This is a genomic window from Nocardiopsis sp. FR4 (assembly GCF_009830945.1).
Classification (GTDB): Bacteria; Actinomycetota; Actinomycetes; order Streptosporangiales; family Streptosporangiaceae; genus Nocardiopsis.
The window spans coordinates 104834-125135 of the sequence record NZ_VWVV01000015.1; the positions used below are offsets into that span (position 1 = coordinate 104834).

21 protein-coding genes, 2 tRNA genes and 2 pseudogenes are annotated in these 20302 nt (G+C 63.3%); 10 read left to right on the forward strand and 15 right to left on the reverse strand.

What is annotated here, in order from left to right:
* Positions 1-130 precede the first annotated feature (130 nt).
* A complete protein-coding gene (locus FYW95_RS16015; protein ID WP_159943663.1) occupies positions 131-1159 on the forward strand; it encodes a hypothetical protein in 1029 nt (342 codons plus the stop codon).
* A 25-nt stretch (positions 1160-1184) separates the two neighbouring features.
* On the opposite strand, the gene FYW95_RS16020 is transcribed toward FYW95_RS16015, so the two are convergent.
* The gene (locus FYW95_RS16020; RefSeq protein ID WP_160050459.1) at positions 1185-2864 is read right to left on the reverse strand and encodes an alkaline phosphatase D family protein; all 1680 of its coding nucleotides are present in this window, start codon (positions 2862-2864) and stop codon (positions 1185-1187) included.
* 98 nt (positions 2865-2962) lie between these two features.
* Here FYW95_RS16020 and FYW95_RS16025 point away from each other — a divergent pair, with 98 nt between their 5' ends.
* From FYW95_RS16025 to FYW95_RS28255, 5 genes are all read left to right on the forward strand, one after another.
* Positions 2963-3373 carry a secondary thiamine-phosphate synthase enzyme YjbQ gene (locus FYW95_RS16025; RefSeq protein ID WP_160050460.1) on the forward strand — a complete coding sequence of 137 codons (411 nt, stop codon included), beginning with the start codon at positions 2963-2965 and terminating at the stop codon, positions 3371-3373.
* Positions 3374-3550: 177 nt separating this feature from the next.
* On the forward strand, positions 3551-3976 hold the full coding sequence (locus tag FYW95_RS16030; protein WP_159943658.1) for a DUF3052 domain-containing protein: 426 nt from the start codon (positions 3551-3553) through the stop codon (positions 3974-3976).
* Between the two features lie 77 nt (positions 3977-4053).
* A complete protein-coding gene (locus FYW95_RS16035; RefSeq protein WP_159943656.1) occupies positions 4054-4512 on the forward strand; it encodes a peroxiredoxin in 459 nt (152 codons plus the stop codon).
* Positions 4513-4562: 50 nt separating this feature from the next.
* Positions 4563-4636: transfer RNA gene (locus tag FYW95_RS16040), tRNA-Val, on the forward strand.
* A gap of 169 nt (positions 4637-4805) precedes the next feature.
* Positions 4806-5015: a hypothetical protein gene (locus FYW95_RS28255; protein ID WP_236572195.1), complete on the forward strand. Its 210-nt coding sequence runs from the start codon at positions 4806-4808 to the stop codon at positions 5013-5015.
* A 297-nt stretch (positions 5016-5312) separates the two neighbouring features.
* Here the strand turns inward: FYW95_RS28255 and FYW95_RS28925 are convergent.
* Positions 5313-6287, reverse strand: a pseudogene (locus FYW95_RS28925) (recombinase family protein); the annotation flags it as partial.
* 233 nt (positions 6288-6520) lie between these two features.
* Between FYW95_RS28925 and FYW95_RS16060 the strand changes: the two are divergent.
* A tRNA-OTHER gene (locus FYW95_RS16060) sits at positions 6521-6614 on the forward strand.
* Positions 6615-6847: 233 nt separating this feature from the next.
* On the opposite strand, the pseudogene FYW95_RS28930 reads toward FYW95_RS16060, so the two are convergent.
* The 13 genes and pseudogenes from FYW95_RS28930 to FYW95_RS16125 form a co-directional block, all read right to left on the reverse strand.
* Positions 6848-7864: pseudogene (locus tag FYW95_RS28930) on the reverse strand (tyrosine-type recombinase/integrase); the annotation flags it as partial.
* The gene (locus FYW95_RS16070) at positions 7848-8069 is read right to left on the reverse strand and encodes a helix-turn-helix domain-containing protein (RefSeq protein ID WP_160050462.1); all 222 of its coding nucleotides are present in this window, start codon (positions 8067-8069) and stop codon (positions 7848-7850) included. The gene FYW95_RS16070 and the pseudogene FYW95_RS28930, both read right to left, overlap by 17 nt.
* 23 nt (positions 8070-8092) lie before the next feature.
* The gene (locus tag FYW95_RS16075) at positions 8093-8476 is read right to left on the reverse strand and encodes a helix-turn-helix domain-containing protein (protein WP_160050463.1); all 384 of its coding nucleotides are present in this window, start codon (positions 8474-8476) and stop codon (positions 8093-8095) included.
* A gap of 117 nt (positions 8477-8593) precedes the next feature.
* Positions 8594-9454 carry a replication-relaxation family protein gene (locus tag FYW95_RS16080; protein ID WP_160050464.1) on the reverse strand — a complete coding sequence of 287 codons (861 nt, stop codon included), beginning with the start codon at positions 9452-9454 and terminating at the stop codon, positions 8594-8596.
* Between the two features lie 208 nt (positions 9455-9662).
* On the reverse strand, positions 9663-11678 hold the full coding sequence (locus FYW95_RS16085; RefSeq protein ID WP_201294884.1) for a type IV secretory system conjugative DNA transfer family protein: 2016 nt from the start codon (positions 11676-11678) through the stop codon (positions 9663-9665).
* Between the two features lie 49 nt (positions 11679-11727).
* The gene (locus tag FYW95_RS16090) at positions 11728-11973 is read right to left on the reverse strand and encodes a hypothetical protein (RefSeq protein WP_160050466.1); all 246 of its coding nucleotides are present in this window, start codon (positions 11971-11973) and stop codon (positions 11728-11730) included.
* A gap of 204 nt (positions 11974-12177) precedes the next feature.
* Complete coding sequence (locus FYW95_RS16095; protein ID WP_160050467.1) at positions 12178-12384, reverse strand: hypothetical protein; 207 nt, start codon at positions 12382-12384, stop codon at positions 12178-12180.
* Positions 12381-12992, reverse strand: a complete 612-nt coding sequence (locus FYW95_RS16100) for an MT-A70 family methyltransferase (RefSeq protein WP_160050468.1) — start codon at positions 12990-12992, stop codon at positions 12381-12383. Before FYW95_RS16100 ends, FYW95_RS16095 begins: the two co-directional genes overlap by 4 nt.
* Before the next feature lie 215 nt (positions 12993-13207).
* A complete protein-coding gene (locus FYW95_RS16105; RefSeq protein WP_160050469.1) occupies positions 13208-13900 on the reverse strand; it encodes a hypothetical protein in 693 nt (230 codons plus the stop codon).
* Complete coding sequence (locus FYW95_RS16110; protein WP_160050470.1) at positions 13897-15000, reverse strand: hypothetical protein; 1104 nt, start codon at positions 14998-15000, stop codon at positions 13897-13899. Before FYW95_RS16110 ends, FYW95_RS16105 begins: the two co-directional genes overlap by 4 nt.
* Positions 15001-15005: 5 nt before the next feature.
* Entirely contained in the window at positions 15006-15836 is an 831-nt protein-coding gene (locus FYW95_RS16115; protein WP_160050471.1) for a hypothetical protein, read from the reverse strand.
* 82 nt (positions 15837-15918) lie between these two features.
* Positions 15919-16128: a hypothetical protein gene (locus FYW95_RS16120; protein WP_160050472.1), complete on the reverse strand. Its 210-nt coding sequence runs from the start codon at positions 16126-16128 to the stop codon at positions 15919-15921.
* Positions 16125-16349 carry a hypothetical protein gene (locus FYW95_RS16125; RefSeq protein ID WP_160050473.1) on the reverse strand — a complete coding sequence of 75 codons (225 nt, stop codon included), beginning with the start codon at positions 16347-16349 and terminating at the stop codon, positions 16125-16127. The genes FYW95_RS16120 and FYW95_RS16125 overlap by 4 nt, the downstream gene beginning before the upstream one ends.
* A gap of 265 nt (positions 16350-16614) precedes the next feature.
* Between FYW95_RS16125 and FYW95_RS16130 the strand changes: the two genes are divergently transcribed.
* The 3 genes from FYW95_RS16130 (at position 16615) to FYW95_RS16140 (ending at position 20260) form a co-directional block, all read left to right on the forward strand.
* Complete coding sequence (locus FYW95_RS16130; RefSeq protein WP_160050474.1) at positions 16615-17079, forward strand: hypothetical protein; 465 nt, start codon at positions 16615-16617, stop codon at positions 17077-17079.
* Between the two features lie 98 nt (positions 17080-17177).
* Complete coding sequence (locus FYW95_RS16135) at positions 17178-18680, forward strand: hypothetical protein (RefSeq protein WP_160050475.1); 1503 nt, start codon at positions 17178-17180, stop codon at positions 18678-18680.
* 461 nt (positions 18681-19141) lie between these two features.
* Positions 19142-20260, forward strand: a complete 1119-nt coding sequence (locus FYW95_RS16140) for a hypothetical protein (RefSeq protein ID WP_160050476.1) — start codon at positions 19142-19144, stop codon at positions 20258-20260.
* Positions 20261-20302 lie beyond the last annotated feature (42 nt).

The following is a 20302-nucleotide window of genomic DNA, read 5'->3' on the forward strand; positions in this document are numbered from 1 at the left end:
TGGAGTGTCACTCCTGGGCGCGGGTCCCCGCACCGCCCCGTCACGACGTTCTTGGGGGGTCAACGCTGTGGTCGAGCGACCGAGGGCCGTTTCCCGGTTCTTCCGTCAGTCGGGAGAGCTCTCCCGCCAAGTGAGGGATTTCGTTCTTCAACCCACCCAGGAGGGGGAGCTGCGCAGGCGGGCGCTGTTCTGGATCCCCGCCCCGCTGCCCCTGCTGGGGCTGCTCTACCTCCTGGTCGGCGGCAGCCTCTCCGCCTCGGGGTGGACCATCCTCCTGGCCTCCAGCGTGGGCGTGGGGACGCTGCTGCTGGCCCTGGTGGTCCAGCCCACCCCGCTGCCCGAGGGCCTGGCGCCGCCGGTGTCCGCGCGCCGCTCGCTGCACCGCTTCCGCCAGTTCACCCAGCTGCGGATCTCCCTCGCCCTGGTGACGGTGGTGATCGGCGCGGCCGCGTCGGTGGCGGGCGGCGGCATGTACCCGCTCTTCGCCGCCCTGGCGCTGGCCTGGCCGCAGCTGCTGCTGGCCATGCCCACCTTCTTCACCATCACCAGGGCCCGCAGGGCCATGGAGGCATGGGGCACCACCGCCTACCTGTGGCACGCCCTCTCCCGTCCGGCCGACGTGACCTGGCCGATCGCCACCCCGCTGGCCGCGGCCTGGCGCTCCTGGCGCGCCGAGAACGCCAGGCAGGACCAGCGCGCGCAGGAGGAGGAGCAGGCCTGGAAACGGGCCGTGCGCGAGGAGAGCACCCGCACGGGTGAGGACGCCTCCTCCGCCGAGGACGACGAGCGCACCCGCCCGCTGCGGCCGGTGGCCGAGGAGGCGGTCGACCAGGAGGCCACCGACGTGCTCCCGCACCTGGGCTCGAAGGAGCCGTCCGAGCGGGACGGGGGGGAGCGGCCGACCGAGGTCCTGCCGAAGCTGGGGACGGTTCCGCCGCAGACCAGGACGACCCGGGTGCTCCCGCACCTGGGCGGCGCGGAGGAGGACGGGGACGCCGACGCCTCCGAGACCGGGCCCTCCGCCTCCGCCGACGCCGGCCGGGGGACGGTGAACCGGGCCCGCTCCCTCCTGAGCCAGGGCAGCGGTGCCCTGGGGCTGGCGGCGCGCCGGACCCGGCGCGGCGTGCAGTCCGTTCGCCGCCCCCACCCCAGGCGCTGACCCGCCAGGTGCGGCACCGGGGTCCTCAGACCCTGGTACGCAGGCGTACCGCCGGCGGGGTGTCCGCCCCGCTGGCCGGGCAGTGGTACCAGGCGGCGCGGGCCTCGCGGCCCTCGAAGCCGACCTCGCCGATGGTGTTGCCGAAGTAGGGCCCCTCTTCCACCCGCCAGCGCGGCGCGGGCGGCCGCACCCCGGCGAGCCGGGACAGCACCCGTCCGACCAGGCGCAGCGGCCAGCTCACGGACAGGTGGACCATCCGGCGCATGGTCGTCGGTGCCTGGTTGCACAGGGGCGAGGAGACCAGCTGCGTGACCCGGCTCGTGCCGCCCCCGGTCCGGTACCGGGCCCGTGCCAGGTAGGAGAAGTGGACGTCGCCGCTCAGGAACAGCACCGTGGCCGGAGCCGGTCCGCGCTCGCCCCGGGAGACCCGCGCCACCGTGTCGAGGAGGCGCTCGAAGGAGTACCGGAACGCGGCCCAGTGCTCCAGGTCGATCTCCTGGCGCAGCCGCTCCGCGGGCCCGCGCGCCCACCGGCCCCAGGCGCCCGCGCACACCGCCTCGTTCCACGCCTCCAGGTCGTGGACCGCCGGGGGCAACAGGACCGGGACGGTGGAGGCGACGACCAGGTGGTCGGGTCCGCCGGTCAGGTGCTCGTCCAGCCAGGCGTGTCCCCGCGGGCCCAGGATCGACCGGGACCCGTCGGAGGGGTCGTCCTCGTCCAGGGCGCGGGAACAGCGGGTGTCGGCCACCAGGACCCGTACGCCGCCGAAGTCGTGGCGTTGGCCCCACTGGTAGGAGGACGGTTCGCTGTGCGCCCGCCATGCGAAGGCGTCGACCTCCTCCGCGGCGTCGCCCCCGGCCGCGCGCACGGCTTTCCACAGGGGGTCCCCCTCCCGTTCCCCGGGAGAGAGGTTGCCCAGGTGCTGGTAGACCCAGTAGGAGCCCAGGCCGCTGGTGATGCGCCCGCGCCACCAGGGGAGGCGTTCCATGGCGCGCCGCCACGCGGCGGAGGTGTTCCAGTCGTCGCGGATGTCGTGGTCGTCGAAGACCATCAGGGTCGGCACGGTGGACAGCAGCCACCGCACCTGGGGGTCGCTCCACGCCTGCCGGTACAGCTCGGCGTACTCGTCGTAGTGGACCACCTCGTCCGCGGGGGCCGTGTCGTCCGCCCCGCGGGCCTCGCGCAGGAAGGCGAGCATGGACTCCTGGACCTCGTCGGCGTAGACCTGGTCGCCGATGAGCAGCAGCGCCAGGTTTCCCTCGACCGGCTCGCGGGCCAGGCGCCGAGCCGTGGCGCGCAGCATGTCCGGCCCGTAGCGCACGATTCCCTCAGGGGTGTCCTCCGTGGGCGTGCGGCAGGAGCCGTACAGCAGCCGGGTGGGCGCGCCGGGGTCCACGGTCCGCACGGTGCTGGGCGGAAAGGGGCTGCCGGGCTCGGGCCAGACCCGGTCCTCGTCCAGGAACACCTCGTAGGGCAGCCGGGAGCCGGGGGCCAGGCCCTCGACGGTGCACACGGCGTAGTGGTGCCCGTGCACGGTGAAGGTCGGGGCGGTCGCCCTCGCCGCGCCTTCGACCACGACGCTCACCAGGCAGGGGGCGTCCGTCTCCACCCAGACCGTGGCCGTGGTCGGCCCCGGATGCCTGAGCAGAGGCCCCAGACGCAAAGAAGCAGTCACCTTTTCCCCTCTTTTCGTCCAGGTTCGCATACGTGGTGGACGAGTATGGTCCCTTCCGCGCCCGCGCGCCATCCACAGCCCCGACCGGGGTGGTTGCACGAGCGCCGTACCTGCGCGAAGGTGGCGCTATGCGGACACAGATCCTTGAGCTGCACACCGGTGGATCAGAGAGCATCACCGACATCACCCGCGAGTGCGGCGACTTCGTCGCCGAGGCCGGCGGCGACGGGCTGCTCAACGTCTTCATCCCGCACTCGACGGCGGGTGTGGCGATCCTCGAACTCGGGGCGGGTTCCGACGACGACCTCCTCGCCTCCCTGGACGACCTCCTGCCGGCGGACGACCGCTGGCGGCACAGGCACGGCTCACGCGGCCACGGGCGCTCCCATGTGATGCCCGCCCTCATCGCGCCCCAGACCACCGTCCCCGTCGTCTCCGGAAAGCTGGAGCTGGGCACCTGGCAGTCCATCGCCGTGGTCGACCTCAACGTGGACAACCCCGACCGGCGGGTACGGCTGTCCTTCCTCTCGTCCTCCTGACCCCCGGGGCGGGACAGGTTTGGCAACGCGTTGACGGAACATGCCACTAGCGTGTGAACTAGGCCATCAGCGATGGTCGCGGACCCACGTGACGGGCGGCGAAAAGGCCCGGCATCGTTGTGACAACTGCTTCGTGCAGGCAAGATTGAGAAAAACCATCTGTGGAGGAGAACTTTCGTGAGCGCGACCGCGGGCCAGGCACAGAGCGAACGTGGCTTGGCTGACCGACTCGGATTCAAGCCGGGTCAGGTGGTGCAGGAATTCGGTTTCGACGACGACGTCGACGAGGGCCTGCGCGCATCCATCACCGAACTCACCGGTGAGGAGCTGGTCGACGAGGACTACGACGGAGACGTCGACGCGGCACTGCTGTGGTGGCGGGCCGACGAGGAGGAGGACCTCACCGACGCGCTGATGGACACGGTGACCACCATCGCCGACGGCGGGACCATCCTGGTGCTGACGCCCAAGGCCGGACGCGACCTGCACGTGTCGCCCAGCGACGTGGCCGAGGCCGCGAACACGTCGGGCCTCTCGCAGACCAGCGCCGTCAGCGTGGGCGCCGACTGGTCGGGCACGCGTCTGGTCGTCCCCAAGCGGTAACCGCACCACCCGTGCCGCGCGCCCCAGCGGAGGGCGCGCGGCGCTGAGGGGCGCCCGCCAACCGACGAAAGCGAGCCATGACCGTGCCCGTGGGCGCCACCGCGCCCGACTTCACCCTCCAGGACCAGTACGGCCAGGAGGTCTCCCTGAGCGGCCTGCGCGGCCGCCCGGTGCTGCTGGTGTTCTACCCCCTCGCCTTCTCCGGCGTGTGTTCGGGGGAACTCGCCGACCTGAGTGAGAGCCACGGCGAGTTCGAGACCCTGGACACCACCGTCCTGGCGGTGTCGGTGGACTCGGTCTTCGCCCTGCGCACCTGGTCCGACCGCGAGGGCTTCCCCTTCGCCCTGCTCTCGGACTTCTGGCCGCACGGCCGCGTGGCCGAGGCCTACGGCGTGCTCGACCCCGCGCGCGGCACCGCCCGGCGCGGCACCTTCCTGCTCGACGAGCGGGGGGTCGTGCGCTGGTCGGTCCTGACCGGTCCCGCCGAGCCGCGTGACGTGGGCGAGTACCTCAAACGGGTGTGCGAGCTCGCCTGAGCCCCAGGCGCGGGACGCCCCGCGAAGCGGTATGATCTCGTGCGACGCACGGGCGCGTAGCTCAGCTGGTTAGAGCAATTGCCTTACAAGCAATAGGTCAGGGGTTCGAGTCCCTTCGCGCCCACCTTGGACGGCTTACTAGAACCCTTGCCCAATGCAAGGGAGTCCAGAAGCGCGTCCACCGAAGACAGTACCTGGAAGCCCTCTCCATCTACGGAGGGGGCTTCGTCGCTGTTCAGGGGTGATTTGGCGCCCTCGGCGGTGCCAGCGCCCGTACGGCCATCCTGGAGGGCGTGCAGGCCGTCGAAGGGCGGGTTGAGGTCCTGGCCGGTGACCCTGTCCTCCTCGACGTACAGGGCGCGGAAAATGGCCTGGTTAAGCATCCGCCGCTGTTCCTCGTCGCAGCGCAGGTAGAGCGCCTGGGGATTTTCCAACAGTCGCAGTGCCGCCTCGACCAGACGTGCGGCCCCGGAGAGGTCTTCCTCGGTGTGCTCCAGGCGTGAGGTCAGACGGCGACGCCGTGCCTGGAGGTTGCGCAACTGCTCGCGGATCTTGTCGCGGTTGATCTCCGCATCGCTGGCCAGGGCGAGCAGGTTGTCCTCGGCGACGTCCACCTCTTGGAGCTGTTTGCGGAGCTGGTCGTGCAGCAGGCGTGTCGCCTCCTGCTGCTCCGCGGTCGTCTGCTCCAGGTGAGCGCGTACCTCCTCGATGAAGGCGGGTGTGAATCCCACGGTGGCGTAGTGGGCTTCGACCGCTTCCTCCAGACGCACCACGTTGATGTGTGGGGTGCGGCAGCCGCCGGTCTGGTTGGCGATGCAGAAGAAGTACATGTACTCGGTGCCGTGCCGGTTGGTGGACTTCTGGATGATCATGCGGCTGTCCACGCTGCGGGTGCGATGGCAGTCACCGCACAGGAGAGAACCCTTGAGGTAGTGGTGATGCTTACGTCGTCGTTCGTCAGCAGTCGAGCGACTGTCCGCGATGGCCTGCACCCGGTCGAACAACTCCACGTCGACCAGAGGCTCATGCCGTCCCGCGTACTCCTCGCCCTTGTAGGTGACATAGCCGATGTAGTAGCGGTCACGCAGCATCCGTGACAGCTTGCTGGTCGACACCGCCCCTGAAGGAAACCGCTGTGTGGCACGGGTGCGCACCCCACGGTCGTACAGCTCGTCTTGTAGATCGGCCAGTGTGTAGTCATTGGTGGCGTACAGCTCGAAGGCCAGGCGGATCAGCGGCGCACGGTCAGGGTCCAGCCGTACGACGCGGACCTCGCGCCCGTCGATGAGGGTGCGCGTGTTGATGTAGCCGAGCGGCGCCTTGCCCGGGGTGCCGCCGTTGCGCGCCTTGTTCTCCATCTTGGTACTGATGTCGTCGCCGCTAATCTGCACCTGGAGCTGGTTGAACACGGCCATGATCGCCTGCATGGCCTCACCCATGTATCCCTCGCCGAAGTTCTCCTTCGCCGAGATGAGGGTGATGTCCAACTGCGCGAGCTGGGCCTTGGTGGTCAGCTCCTCCAGCACGTTCCGGAAGACACGGCTCATCGTGTAGACGATGACGTATTTGATCGGTCGACCCTGGCGCTTGAACTCCTTGACCTCGCGCATCATGCGCTGGAACTCAGGGCGCTTGGCGGTGCTGGTGGCAGACCGTCCGGGTTCGACGTACTCCCTGATCACCTGCACACCGAGGTCGCCTGCCTTGGTGTTGGCGTGGCGGCGTTGGGTGGGGATGGAGTTGCCTTCGGGGTCGAAGTCGGCGTCGGTGTTCATCTGCTTCTTGTCCGACACCCGCAGGTAGAGGACGGCTTCGTCCACGCCCGAGAGTGGCAACGGCGGCAGGCTGATGTCCGGGGTTTCATCGAGGAAAGTCACTGCGCTCCTTAACGCAAGCTATCGGATGGAGGCTTGGGCCTCGTTTCTGTGTGCTGGTGTATGGGGGTGTCGTGTACGGTAATTTGTACGGCAATACAGCCGATCATCCACGTATTCGCACGTCGTTGCATGGCTAGTTTTATAGAGGTCAGACGCTCTCCTAAGGTGGCACCGATCGCTCTGAAGAGCCTTGTGTCCCCAGTTCGAGTCTGGGAGGAGCCACCAAGGAAAACACCCAACCCACCAGGGGTGGGTGTTTTCCTTTCTTGGGATTTTGGGCTCGTCGAATCGTTCTTCTGCGTGGTCTGACGGTAATTTTGACGGCAATGCTTCCTGTTGTTCGAGATCGTGAACAAACGTCCTTCAACTTTTTGTAGAGCATTCCGCTTGCTGGCGAGGTCAACATGTTCATAGATACCTGTCGTCCGAACATCGCCATGGCCAAGGATTGCTTGGATGTCTCGGGAATGGACTTGTAGCCCCTTCTGGGTGGTGGCATTGCTGTGCCGAAGTCCATGAACTGTGATGCGCCGTAGCCCATGCTGCCTACAGATTCGCATAAACGCTCGCGCAAGATTATGTGATTCGAGAGGGCGGCCGGTATGTGTGGTGAAGACGAGCTCATCGTCATTGCCAGTGCCCTGCCAGTCGTTACCGGCTTCAGATTTAGCTTCCTCCTGTACCCTGTGCTGGTCGAGAAGCACCTCCCGAGCTTTTTCCAGTAAGGGTTCGTCTCGTTCGCTGGATTCCGTCTTGAGTTCAACTTGCTCAAGCTTGCCGTTGATTCGTTGTACCTGCTGCCGGATGTGCAGGACGCCATGATCGAAGTCAACATCGCACCATCGGATACCGAGTACTTCGCCACGCCGCAGTCCATAGAGCGTGAGTAGTGTGAAGACTGGGTAGAGCGGATCGGATTCGGCTGCCTTGAGGAACTGAACTATTTCATCGGGAGCCCAGTGTTGTGCCTCTTTCGGCTTGTATCGTGGCAGCTCAACCAGACGAGCCACATTCCGCATGATCATCTCCTGACGCATGGCGTAGGTTAGAGCGGCGCTCAACACCTTGCGTACCTGGTGGATCGTGGCAACCGACTTCCCGCCAGCAAGGAGGTCGTCGAGAAAGTTCTGCACGATCCGTACAGACAGGCCGTCAAGCCGGTGGCGTCCAAGTCCAGGCCTGATGTAGAGGCGTGTTATCGTCTCATGCCGTTTTCGGGTAAGTGGACGGCGCTTTTCTCGTTCGAGCCAGAAGTCCAGGTACTCGCTGACCTTCCAGGGTTGGTCGGGCGGAATGACTCCCCGGCGGACTTCCTCAACTATCCTCGTGAGTTTACTATGTGCTTCTTGCCGGGTCTTTCCGTATACGCGAAATCGCTTCCTTTTACCACTGGAGGTCGGTAGCATGACGGCCGCTTCGTAGCGCCCATCTGCCCTCTGGTAGATGGTGCCTTCACCGTTAGCGCGTCTGCCCATAGTCACCGTCCTCCTGTCTGCGCAGATCTTCGACTAGTGCCTTCAGATCCTCTTGTGCGACCAGTCTTCGGCGGCCGATAGTCACGGTCTTCAGTTGTCGATTATTAATCAACTTGTACACCTGCCATCGGCTGATTTGGAGTTCTGTGCGCACGTCCTCTATACTCAGTAGTAGTGGTTCTTGTGATGATGTTTCCTTATTCATAAAAACTCCTTTCTTCCCACCCCTTAAAATTGATCTTCTGCACCCATCTCTCGTTCCTGCTTCGCCTCCACTTCAGCTATCGCCTGGTTAGCAAAATCCTCAATCCTCCGGATCGTCTCCTCTGGCAAGTGGCTGTAACACAAGCGCAGGTGAACCCCGATGCACGGTATGTGACAAGAGGGAGTGCAAGCCGCCATGCTGAGTATCTCGGCGAACGGAGTGCTGAGAGCCGTTGCCAGCGCGCGGAGAGTCTGCGTGCGTGGGTTGTGTACTCGACCAGATTCCATCTTGGTAATAGCCGCGGGATCGAGTTGTACCTGTCGGGCAAGCTCACGCACACCCCATCCTTTCGCTTCGCGCAGTTCCCGTATATACACTCCAAAGTCGTTTGCCTGTTCGTCGGTCATTTCTCCCCCGGTCCCTTAATTCTTCCCCCATTCTACCTCCGAATTGGCTAAATTCCCAGGGTAATTATATGGTCACTATATGGAGTCGAACAGGTTTTCTGTTTCCCTTCCCTGTTTCTACGGTGTGGGCGTGGCAGTACCAGTGACCGTTGCGGTGAAGTCATCCACGGTGATCACCCGAAACATGTCGCGCTGCAAACCGCGCTCGGCGTCCAACGCTGCTTCCAGCGTGTGACGCCGCTTCGCATCAGGTACCACCCACAGCACCACGGGGAAGAGGTTGTGCTCGGCCTGGTGGCGGCCGGTGGTGGCGTAGCGCTGGTACACCTGCGCTTGCCGCATCACCACGTCAGGCCGTTCGGTCGCCCGATCCACCTCGATAAACCAGTGGTCCTCGAACTCGCCGCTGGCGGTGATGGCGAACAGATCCGGCTTGAGCCACGAGCGGGCACCGTGAGGAGCCAGGAAGGCGCGCCAGTTCTTCGGCTCAGGCTCCAGGCCCACGACCTCCAGCACACCGTCACGCTCCAGCTCACGCAGCCGTACCGCGATGTCGGCAACGGCCAAGGTGTGGTCAATAAACCGAGGCGAGGGCTCCACGTAGCGGCGGCGCTTCTGTTCGCCGTACACCACCCGGAGGAAACGCTCCCCAGTCGCGCCGAGCTGCCAGACGATGCCGCTGCTTCCGGCCCGCACCCCTCCGATACGGCGCATCAGGCGTGCCACCAGCCCACGAGCCTCCAACCGCCCGAGCACACGCATCGCGGCCACGGCTGCCGCACCTTCGGTGGTGTGCCCCTTCTTGCGCTTACCGTCGGCACCGCCGTCCTCTGGGTCGGTGGGCTCCTCCTGGTGGCGGAAGTGCAGCCGCCGGAGCTGGGCGGTCGTGAGGAGCCGGAACTTGCGAAGGGACTCAAGGATGTTGCGGTCACGGTCGGACAGGGACAGCAGCAGATCGGCAACGTTGTCACGGGTCATAGGAGCCTCCTTCGCGTGACAGAGCCAAGCCGTCGGCGGTGATGACCGCCTGAAGGGCGGTCATTCCTATCCCGGAAGGGACACGGAAGCGGGATTGACCAGGGAGGACGGAAATCTGTGGTCGACGTGAAGGCATGGGCGAGGCCAGGGGCGAACCGACGAGCGAACCCACGGCCCTCACCTCTGTCGTGCGGGTGATGTGGCAACCTCATCGCTTGCCTCCCGTGCGCCGCTTGCGCCCGATCCGGTCACCCTCACCCGGGGGCGGCGCCGCTTCCTCGTCGGCCTCAGAAGCGGGAGCTTGGGGCTCGGCGTCGGGTACGTCCTCGGAGGAGAGAGGCGCGTAGTTGTCGCGGATGATCTGGCGCACCTGCTCGACATCGCGGGTACCGGGAAGCGGCGGCAGGGTTTCCACCAGTGCCCAGCCGGAGGGACGGCCGTTCGCAACGAGGTTGGCGTAGGCGTGGAAGCGCGGCAGGGCGATGAAGTCCTCGGCCGTCAACTCGGGGGCGAGCTTGGCGGCGGCCTGGGCGTCGCCGTGTTCAGTGGCGAACTGGATCTTGCTCCGTGCGTTGATGTCCACCGCACCGCGGAGCGCCTCGTCGACGTAGACGACGCCGGGCTTGTTGCTCACGTCGGCTTCGCTGGCCCGCTCCTGGGTGGCCTGCCACACCTCGGCGATGATCAGGCTGCCGAGCAGCGATGCCGTCCCCGGCCCGATAAGCCCCTCGTTCAAGGGAACGAGCACGACCTTGTTGTCACGGAAGACGTCCCGCAGCCGGAAGCGTCCTTCACGCTGATCCAGCATCCGGATCAAGGCCGGGCGGAGAAGGAATTGTCTTAGTTTGTTCAGCGGTGAGGCGATAGCAGCGGCCTGGGCGGCGGGCGACTGCCCCTCGTACCAGGCCCAGAAACCGGCCATCGCGACATCGTCTTGCACGCGTCCGACCCGTTGCCGGCGAAAGGCGGCATCGGTGAGCAGTTGGGGGAGGTCAAGCAGCGTGGCCGGGTTCTTGGCGGTACTGGCGCGGGACAGGGTGCGAAGGGACGCCGAGAAGATGTCGGCGGTACGTGGTCCCCAGCCGTCAGCGAACACCGCTTCGAAGACAGCCAGGATGCCGTCGACCACCACATCCGGATCACGACCGCTGACATCCAGTGGGTTGAAGCCCACAGGTGTCTCGTCGGCGGCGTTCAGCTCGACCACATCGCCGATGCGCTCCTCGGGGAGCCGAGCGAGGATTTCGTCGATGAGCTGGCGCTTGGGGTCGAGCACCACTACCGGTCGCCCCGCGGCGATGTCGGCCATGATCAGGTGCAGCAGCGCGTTCGACTTGCCCGAGCCACTCGGCCCGTAGGCCACGCCGTGGAAGGTCTGGTCTTGGGCGGAGATGCCCAAGCGACGATCGTCCCCAGGCACGGCACTGCGGGCGAAGACCCGTTCGCCCGCGTGGACATCGTTAGCAGCACGGAGCGGTTTCGGATGCAGCGGCGGCATCCCGGGGAGGTCGCCCTCCCCGAGCGGCCAGCCGAGCAATCCGGCGAGTTCGCTCACGCCTGGGGCGAAGGGCCACCACCACGGCGAGGCGGCGTCATTGAGCTTGTGGGCGGCTTCGCGTACCAGCTCGATCCGGAGCCCGGCACTCTGCGCCGTGCTGATCGCCCCCAAAAGCTTCAGCACCAGGTAACGCCGTCGCTCGGCATCGCCCGCGGCGGCGCCGAGACGGATGGTCGCCCTGAGGCCGACCTGTCCGAGACGCGCTTTCAGTTGCTGGCGCACTTCGGAGTCGGCCGGACGCTCGCCTCGAGTCAGGAGTTGAGGGATAGAGGTGCCGGGGTCAGCGACCGTCTTCGGCACCAGGCGTGGAGCACGCCGTCCGCCGAGTACCACCTGTACGGCCAGGGCTTCCCCCGCTGACAGGTGGATCGCCAGGGCCGCCAGCAGCGCCCGCGAAGTGGCTTCGGCGCTATCTGCGCGCAGCGGCATTCCGGCCGGACGAAGGCGGAGCCGCGCGGTGGCCGTCATCGTCGGACGAACAGCGGCAGGCGTACCCGTCAGAATCGCGCCGGGAAGGATGTCCGTGAACAGGCGCCGCAGTCGGGAAAGGTGATGTACCGGTGCGCCGACCAGATGACGGATGCCGTCGTGGTCGGCGCGTGCCTCCAGCACGACCGGCGACAACCCCGGTTCGGCTGCCAGACGCGACAGGAAGCCGGTCACCATACCCGCATCCAGTGGACGGGGCAGATGTAGCGTGGCGAAGGAGAGCGGGTTAGCTGCCGCGAGGGTCATCCTTGTCACCTCCATCCGCAGACGGGGCGTCTTCCCGCTCGTCCTCGGTTACCGCTTGGGCGGTGTGTTGTGCCTGGGCTTCGCGTTCGGCTTCGGCCTGCGCCAGACTGAGCAGCGCTCGGCCGAGCTTGCGCAGGTCCGGCTTTTCCCGCCTGACGCCACGGACGACGAAGCGTCGTTCCTGACGCGGGGTGCGCCCTTGGTTTTTCTTCTTTCGTTTTGGCATAGATCAACTCCTTTCCGCTTGTGCTCGTCGTCTGGGCGACCTTCTGCTAGTGGGTCGTTAAACGGTCGAGCTTTAAGTTGCTTATGTTGACTGCGGTCAACACGTCGTACCGCAATTACTTATGAGGTAGCTGTGCGAGCGTGTCAAGGAAAATGTCCATTTCACAACACGCGCACCTCTGTTACGTGACTGTCCCGCTTGCGCTTACCACTGGGAGCGCCGCCACCGGATGACGGCGACGATCGCCCACCCGATGCCGACCACCACGGCGATACCGAGCAGCCACGGCAACAAGTCCTTGAACAGTTCCAGCGACCAGGTCAGAGCCAGCATCGCCACCAGCACCAGCAGGCTGGTACGAAGCAGCCACTGCGCGGGATTTCGGAACGGGCTCAGCCCCTCGTCGCTCACCGTGGGTCACCGCTGTGACCGTGAAGCCGGTCGCTCGGCACCGGGTAGCCGGGGATCGAGATGTCGGCATCGACTTCGTTGCCCCAGACGAACCACGCCGCGTTGCTCGGCGGACGCCGCCGGGCGAACAACTCCAGGTAGGGGCCAGGGGACACCCGCTCGATCATGGGGAACTGCTCTTCGGGCTTGTGGCTGTGCTCCTGCACTGGCGCGACCATCCAGGTCGGTTGCGAGCGGAACTGCACCGGTGCGTGGCCGCGTGTGGCGAACAGCAGATGCTCAGTGGCGTTGCGCAGGTAGGCACCCAGCCCGAGCCGGAACTTGATCCACGTGATCTGGTTGCGAACCGAAAACCCCCAGGCTTCGGCCACCTCGTAGCCTTGGCGGAGCGTGGCATTGGTGGTCCAGATCCAGGCATGCGCGTCTTCCTCGACCAAGTCCTTGACGGGCATGGCCTTGATGCGCTCCAGAGTCATGAGGCTGTAGTGGCGCGAAGCGCCCTTGTCGCCCTGCTGCTGGAGGTTCCATGGCGGATCAGCTAAGACCGTCCTAAAGCGGCTAGGCACCTCATTTGGTGGCCGTGGTGGCTGCGGCTGATAAGTAGTCACTTGACGGTTCTCCTTTCTTCCCAGCGTCTTACTTGTGACGCGTTGGGATGCGGCTAGTTATGACGGAAAGCAGGGGTGAGGGAAACCGTGGCTTCGGTCGGTCGTTCGGGTGAACATTCACCCGAACGCCATCCCTCGCCCCTTCGGTGAACCGACCCCTTATCTGAGGTTGACCACCAGGAAAATTTGCGTTGTGGAATGGACGACGCCAACACTCAAGGAGACGCCGGGCGTCCGCCTCGACGGTGCGTGATCAGGCTGGCGAACAGCGCCCGTGCCACCGCGCCCGGCGGATCCTCGCGCTGCACGTGCGTCACGGTGATGCGGGGATCGAAGGCATCGCTCCGGAGATGGCCACCGAGCACCACGGCATGCACCTCACCGGGGAACATCGCCAGCTCGCGCAGCGCTGCGGTCGGGTTGGCGTCGAGGAGGCTGAAGTCGCTCAGCACCGCCAGGGTCGCTGCGTGCTGCGGATACCCCTCGGTGAGCTTGACCGCCTGGCGCAAGCTAGGGAGGAGCGCACTACTGCCCGCTCCATCGCCCGGCACGACCAAACCGCCCTGCAACTTCGCTATCCCGCCCCGGTTGAGCGCCACCGGTGCGACGTCGCCCCGACAGGGTGAGTCGAAGTGCAGCACCGCCCCCAGCTCGTGCGGGGCGGCTCGCTTCGCCACGACGGCGAAGGCGTACTCCACCTCGGCGAAACGGTTGGACAGCGGGTCAGTGCCACTGGGGCTGATCACCGACCCCGAGTTGTCGAAAAGGCAGATCAGGAGCGTCGGCACCAGGGACGGAGCGCCCGGCGACCCGAGCCGAAACCCGGCTGCGGAAGGACGATCCCCACCGCCTGCGGGCGCCGGCCCGAGCAACCGTCCCGGCTGCAACCGGATAGGCAGGAAGGTCATCGCGGCATCTCCTGGATGTGGCCATTGGCTTCCGGACGCCACCGTCGTCCGAGGGCGGACTCCCCCGAAGGCAGTCCATGTCCCAGAACGCCGGTGTTGTTGCGCTGGATGCGGTGGCGCAGTGACGCCATCCGGTGAGCTGCCGCCTGCCCGCGCGCCTGGTGCTCGGCGTAGGTCGAGCGGGCCGTCTCCGCGGCTTCGGCGCGCTCCTTGAGCGATACGTCCTTGGCCAGCTTCCGGAAGTGGCGCTCCGCCTCGTGGGCACGCTTCTTGTAGCCGGAGACGACATCGGCCACATCATCGGCTGCCGAGTAACCCAGCAGGAAGGAGCCGAGTGCCGTGGCCGCCGCCAGCATCCCGAAGGTCAATCCGGCTGCCGCGCCCTCGACACTGCCGCGCAGGAAGAAGATCCCCACGGCGACGAGCACGACGACGATCAGGGAAACGACGCCCACGAGCCCGACATAGCCGAGCCCCTTGTCCCGAGTGCCGCTGAACAAACGGGCGTAGCGCTGTTCATCATCGGTGAGGTCACCCTCGTCACGCTGCCGAGCACGGGCGTTGCGGAGGTGCCGTACCTCCGACCCCACCAGCCCAGCACTGCCCGCCGCGATACCCGACGCCAGCGCCATACTCACCGCCAAGACGGGCAGATCGCCGTGGATGATGGCGGCCGAGGCTACTCCGGCCATGTCACCGAGAACGAGGGCGTGCCAGCCAATCCAGTAGCGCAGCTTGTTGCCCGTCTCGCGGCGTACGTAGGGGGTGAGCACCCGCGCGGCGTGCTGGTAGTCCGCCTTCGCCTGACGCACGTCCTCCTCCTGGTGGACGAGCAACCGCTCAACGGCGGTGGCCTGAACATCCAACCCACGCGCCTGTACCAGGTGCTCACGCGCTGCCGTTTCGCCTTCGGCCGCCCAGGAAGCAAGCTGCTCGTCACCGAGTGCCCGGTACTCCTGTTCGGCGTAGGTTTCGCCGACGTTGGTCGGGCGCGGGAGGGCACTGGCTTCATCCACGCGCACCAACCCGATAGCGTCAGCTTCGGCCGTCCACTCATCCGCCGAAGCGGACGAGCCCGGCAAGTAGAAACGCTTCCCCATGCCGGTCACCGCGCCGTCACGTTGAAGTCGGTCACAGCGAGGCACTCCTCAGCACCCGTCTGCGCACATAGCGCCTGGTAGTAGAAGACCAGCCCCTCGACCACGTCGGAGGGCACCGGGTCACCGGCCACCCTCCCGATACCAGCCACCGTCACCGACGCTCCGGACAGATCCGGCATCGTCGTCTCGGCGGCCAAGGCCTCGGCCTCTTCCAGGGAGAGGGCCTCGCTCCCTGGCTTGTGCCCTACGTTGTGGAAGCCGTCGGAGAACAGGTACAGCTCGAGGTGGTAGTCCGTGCTGAGCTGGCCTGCGAACTCCTCACCGAGCCGGAGCATCCCCAGGATGTCCGACCCACCGCCCGGCAGCTCGGCCATCGCGGGCTCGTAGCCCTCACGGATACCCGGAATGACGTCCTCGATGAGGGCCGGGACACGACGGATACGGGCGTTGTCCGTGGCGCCGTGCGGGTGCAGCGCCCCGTCGTAGAGGGCCGTCGTCGCCGCGCTGGACGAGGAGAAGACAGCGACGCGCAGGTAGCCGGAGCAGACGGCGGTCTGGCGGGCGATGTGCTCGATGGCGTCGAGTCGCTCGGCGGTGATGGCCTCAGTGTTGGAACTGCCGGTTCCATCCACCAGAACCAGACTTCCGGGCGCGGTGTCCTGGCAGTTGGCGAGCATTGCCTGGTGTTCGGCCATAACCGCGGGGTCGGGAGCGTCGTCGAGCAGGCCGCAGGCGGAAGCCGCGAACATCACAGCTCCGGCAGCGGCAGCCGCCGCCATGAGCCGTGCGCGGCGAGAAGGCCGGCGCAGCGGCGCCGACGTGAGCGTGGATGACATGGACAGACTCCTTGCGTAGGAGGAAGAAGAACAGGGAGAGGAAGCGGGCCGGATGCGAGAGGGCATCCGGCCCAAGGAGCCGTCACCAGCGCTGATCAGCCGGGTTGGCGAGCGGCTCGACGTCGACGGCGTCCAGCTCAGCGCGCAAACGCTCACGATGGGTGGTTGTATTGGTGTCCGTATTGGCCTCGAACGCGCGGAGAACGTCGACGAGGGACAGATAGGTGGTGGCGAGGTTGCCGCGTAGCGCGATGATTTCGCCGACCGTTTCGGGGTTGAAGGTGCGGGTCACTTGGCGTCACCGGCTTCCATGCCGAGCATGCGCCGGAGGGCGGCGTTCTCGGCGCGCATCTGCTTGTTCTCGATGGCCAGCGGCAGACGGCTGGTCTGCTTCCAGCTTCCGGTCACAACGCGCAGCGTCGCGCCCAGCACAACGCAGAGGATGAAGCCGGTGATGAATGCGGCCGTCATCGGCACGACACCGATGAGGTTTGCTGCGATGCAGCCTTCCATGGGGAGTTCCTTTCCGCTGTGCGCGGAGGGAGGCGCCTCTCTCCTGTCGCCCTTGTTGGCGACAATTCGAGACTCCTCCAGGACCCCGTGGCCGTGAAAGGTCGTAGACGGCCAACTTGGCGGCCAATTCGTGGCCGTGAGAGTGGCCGCCAACTTGGCCGTGTAGTTTTTGCAGGTCAGTGGACTTCAATCCACAGAGGTCATGTTATGTGCTCATGGGATGACTATTGATTTAAATGTTTTATTGTCGTTAAATGTAAGTACTATGACGGAATTTCAACAAGCACCACACAACCCAGAGAGGGGTGAAAAGAGAACGGGGATATTCAACTTCGACAAGTTGAACCCGGAGGAGATGGCGGAGATTGGGGCCGGTCTCGCGTACGCAGGAAACCATGAAGATACTTCTGATCCAGATAAGCCCTTGCTCAACGTAGAGAAATTCTTTGTCGATGACTTTGAAGACTTGGCGGATCGGGAGCAAGGTAAAGCAGAAGATACCTACCTCCTGTTGAAGGAAAAAGGCACGGATGAGGCTCTCACTATGGCCGCTTTGCTGACGCCAGCTATAGCTAAGAGAAATTTCGAGCTAGCTCGTGACGTGCTGGCTTATGTCTACCGTCATGAAAATGCCATAGATGCAGCCCAGGTTGCTGTCTCAATATCATTGAGATTGGAAGAGGAGCTTTCAGCAGAACAAGCAGCCGACTTGGATGCAAGGATGCGCTAGAAGCGTCTCTGCGCGATCGGAGGTGTTAGAACCTCCTGACATCCGGAGCATGCTTGGCTAGAATCAGCTCAGGCCCCAAGATCCGGAGGACGGCTGTCATGGAGCGAGATCGCCTGGTATCTGAGCTGAAGGTGGCCTTCAACCGCCCTCTTGCGAAGGTGTTCAGCGAGCCCGGCGAGGAAGATAAATTCCCTCTTCTTGCACACATATGCCGAGTAGTTGAGCAAGAAAAATGGGTAAAGTCTGGGCGGCCGTACGCGCGGTATGAAGTGACTCGCGCGGCCATTCAGTCACTGCCTGATGAGAAACCGAAAGGATGCGAAATTACATGGCGGCAGATCGGTATGACGCTTAGTGGTCTTCGCGGGGATCTTCCTGTGAAAGACGGTGGGCGTGGAGATTATGGATACAAAGACTACTATAAAATTCTTAAGAGTGAATCTGGCATCCCGGAGATTGATCATGACTACAAACTCAGGAGAGTTATTGTAGAGCGTTTTTATGAGCATCTCGCAGATGCTCTACTGAAGCTTGAAAGGCAAGCGATCGAGGGAGGTGCAGATGTTTCGGAGAGTGATAGAGAAGACTCCAGGGTCGAGGAAAATGAGACACCGTATGAATCCTCCAGTAAGGGTCGATCGCATTCATCTTCGGATAGAATAATCGGCCTCTTCAATATTGTGGTGCACGGATCTGCGTCTGTGAAGACGAAGATCTCAGGAAAAGCTCCAAATCGGAGACGTAAGCGTGTGCTTCTTGTAGCTAGCGCCTCAGTCGTAGCTATCCTCCTTATCGGGTTCGTTGGAGTCCGCCTCCTGTCTGATGGTGGGGGAGGCGATGGAGACCCTCTTGACATCTCGCTTGCATGGTCAGGCAATCCAAGTGCCATGCTCTTGGCGTTTCCGGATTCAGAAAAAGATGCCGCCATAGGGGCTATCGAGGAAGCCAACGCTTCCTCTGATGCAAGAAACATCGGAGAAATCGCCGTCGAAGCAGGCGCCTACTACGTCAGCCAGATGGAGATTCATATTTTGCTTTCTGGAGAGTCTGACGAAGAAGTGCGAGTGACGAACCTTCGTCCTGTCTTCAAGAACCCGCCAACAGCGGCTGCAAGTGGGTTGCTATTGAGAGCGATCGGCGCGGGCGGAGATGACATAAGTAACATGCAGTTCGTTCTTGATGAGACGAACCCTGTTGCGCGCGAGTGGTTTCCAGGAAGTTCTTTGGATCCACGAGAGGGGAGCCCGTTCTTTCAGAGTCAATCTATCAGTGTGCCTCCTGATCAGGAGAGAACGGTGGTGGCAAAGTTCAATGCCTACTGGGGTGCGTTCGATTTTGAGGTTGCCATTGACTATCAGGTTGGAGGAGAAGAATACTCTCATGTTCTTTCCAATGAGGGTCAGGCGCAAACTTTTCGTGTAAGCGGTGTAGCGTGCCCCCAGGATCCAACGGAACTAGGTCTCTCTGAGAATGGTGGCAGGAACGAGGATGTTCGATACTCAGAGGTTTGGGAGTCTGCCCCGCCTGAATGGACAATAAAGTCGGTTGAGGCTGAAGGGTACTGCGAGATGTGGCAGGAGGCGGGTTGGCGCCCCGAGTAGTGTCCAGTGTCCTTGTTATTATTTTCCTTCTCTCTGTTTTTTCGTCTGATTCCACTTCGACCTCGCAGGGAAGTTTGTTTTCCTTTGTGACCGAAGAGGAGTTGGTCGTCATGGAAGGGAAAGTGGAGGTAGCGCGAGAAGACGTCGCCTATGAGTACAGGTACGGTGGAATGGTCTGGTCGTTGGACGGCCGACATGTATCTCTCATATCGGCTGGCGACCTTGACGCTGGTCCAAGTAGTCGAGAGCTTGTAACGGTTGATACACGGACTGGCAATGCTCGACGGTTTAACTGCTCCTATTGTCATAGCATCGCTCCAGTCGGGGGAGACTCACTTATCGCGACCAGAAATGGCGAGGACAGTCTTACAGTCGAAGGACTGCTTCGCTTTGACCTGGGTTCTGGTGAACTTCCTGTGTCTTTGGCGTCAGATGAACTAGATCTTCTATATTTTTCTGACATGAGGGTTTTTGCTGGATCAAAGGATTATGTGCTTGCCATTGGAATGAATCGAGATGGAGATAGCTTCTTCATGATTCGGGTAGATGGTTCTGTGCAAGAGATAGAGTTCGATAAATCCCTTCCAGTGCCTCATCAGATTGATGTCGTGGATCAGGGAAGACTGATGAGGGGGATCGGAGAGGTTCGCCCTGCCTATACAACCGATGGAAATGTTCACTTTGCAGTAACAAGTGCGATTCGCCCGTCGCTTCATAGCTGCTCTGGAAGTTATGCGGTCTTCATTGCTCAGCCGGAAACTGGTGAAGTGGTAGAAACAGATATTTCCAGTCTGCATCCCGTAGATCGAATTCCTGCGGTGAACGGGTATGTTCGAGTGCTCGACCTTTGGTGGGCAAATAATGGCCAGCTTCATGCAGTTATGCTATCTGGTTCGTGTGATGTACTTTCCGAGTATGCACCTACTCCGCCTTCCGTATGGCGGCTGGTTCAAGGTGTTTGGGAGAAAATCGAAGATAGAACTGACAAGATCATGTCAATGCGTCACCTTGATGAAGGCACGCGGTTGGTGATTGTGGGGGATGAAGGCGAAGATCTACCATCTGGTGATCTTTATATGGAACAGGAGGGCAGCCGAGAACTCCTCGGAACGGATGTGCTGAAGGTCGAAGTGCCAAATGTTCGACAGTGCGATCCATCAAGGGAAGATGATGCTGTCTGTAAAATTGTTCAGGATATGGATTACGGTGTGGCCCCCTCCTCTCCTCCACTTAGCGATGTCACTGAAACACCATCGGCGATAGCAAGCTCGCCCTCAGATGCGCATCCCTGTCGGGAGTCTGACTTTTTGCCATACGTTGAGTACAATTACAACTCAGATATCTTTGAGGTGCATTGCCGTGAAGGTCTTGCTCGTGTCGAAGCATTCGGCCCTGGTGCCAGTCTCTCGGGTCGTGTCGATATCCTTTTTCGGGAGGCGGATGATGGCTGGAGTATGATCAGCGGCGGAATAAACAGCGATGGAACTTTCAGTGAGGATGAAATAATCGGCATGGGTCTTGACGTTGCTGAAGTGAGGAGAATTTTTCCTGAGATGGAAATCTCAGCCGAACGCTATTGAAAAGGCGGGAGCCACCCAAACCCACAAAGTAGGTTCAAGCAG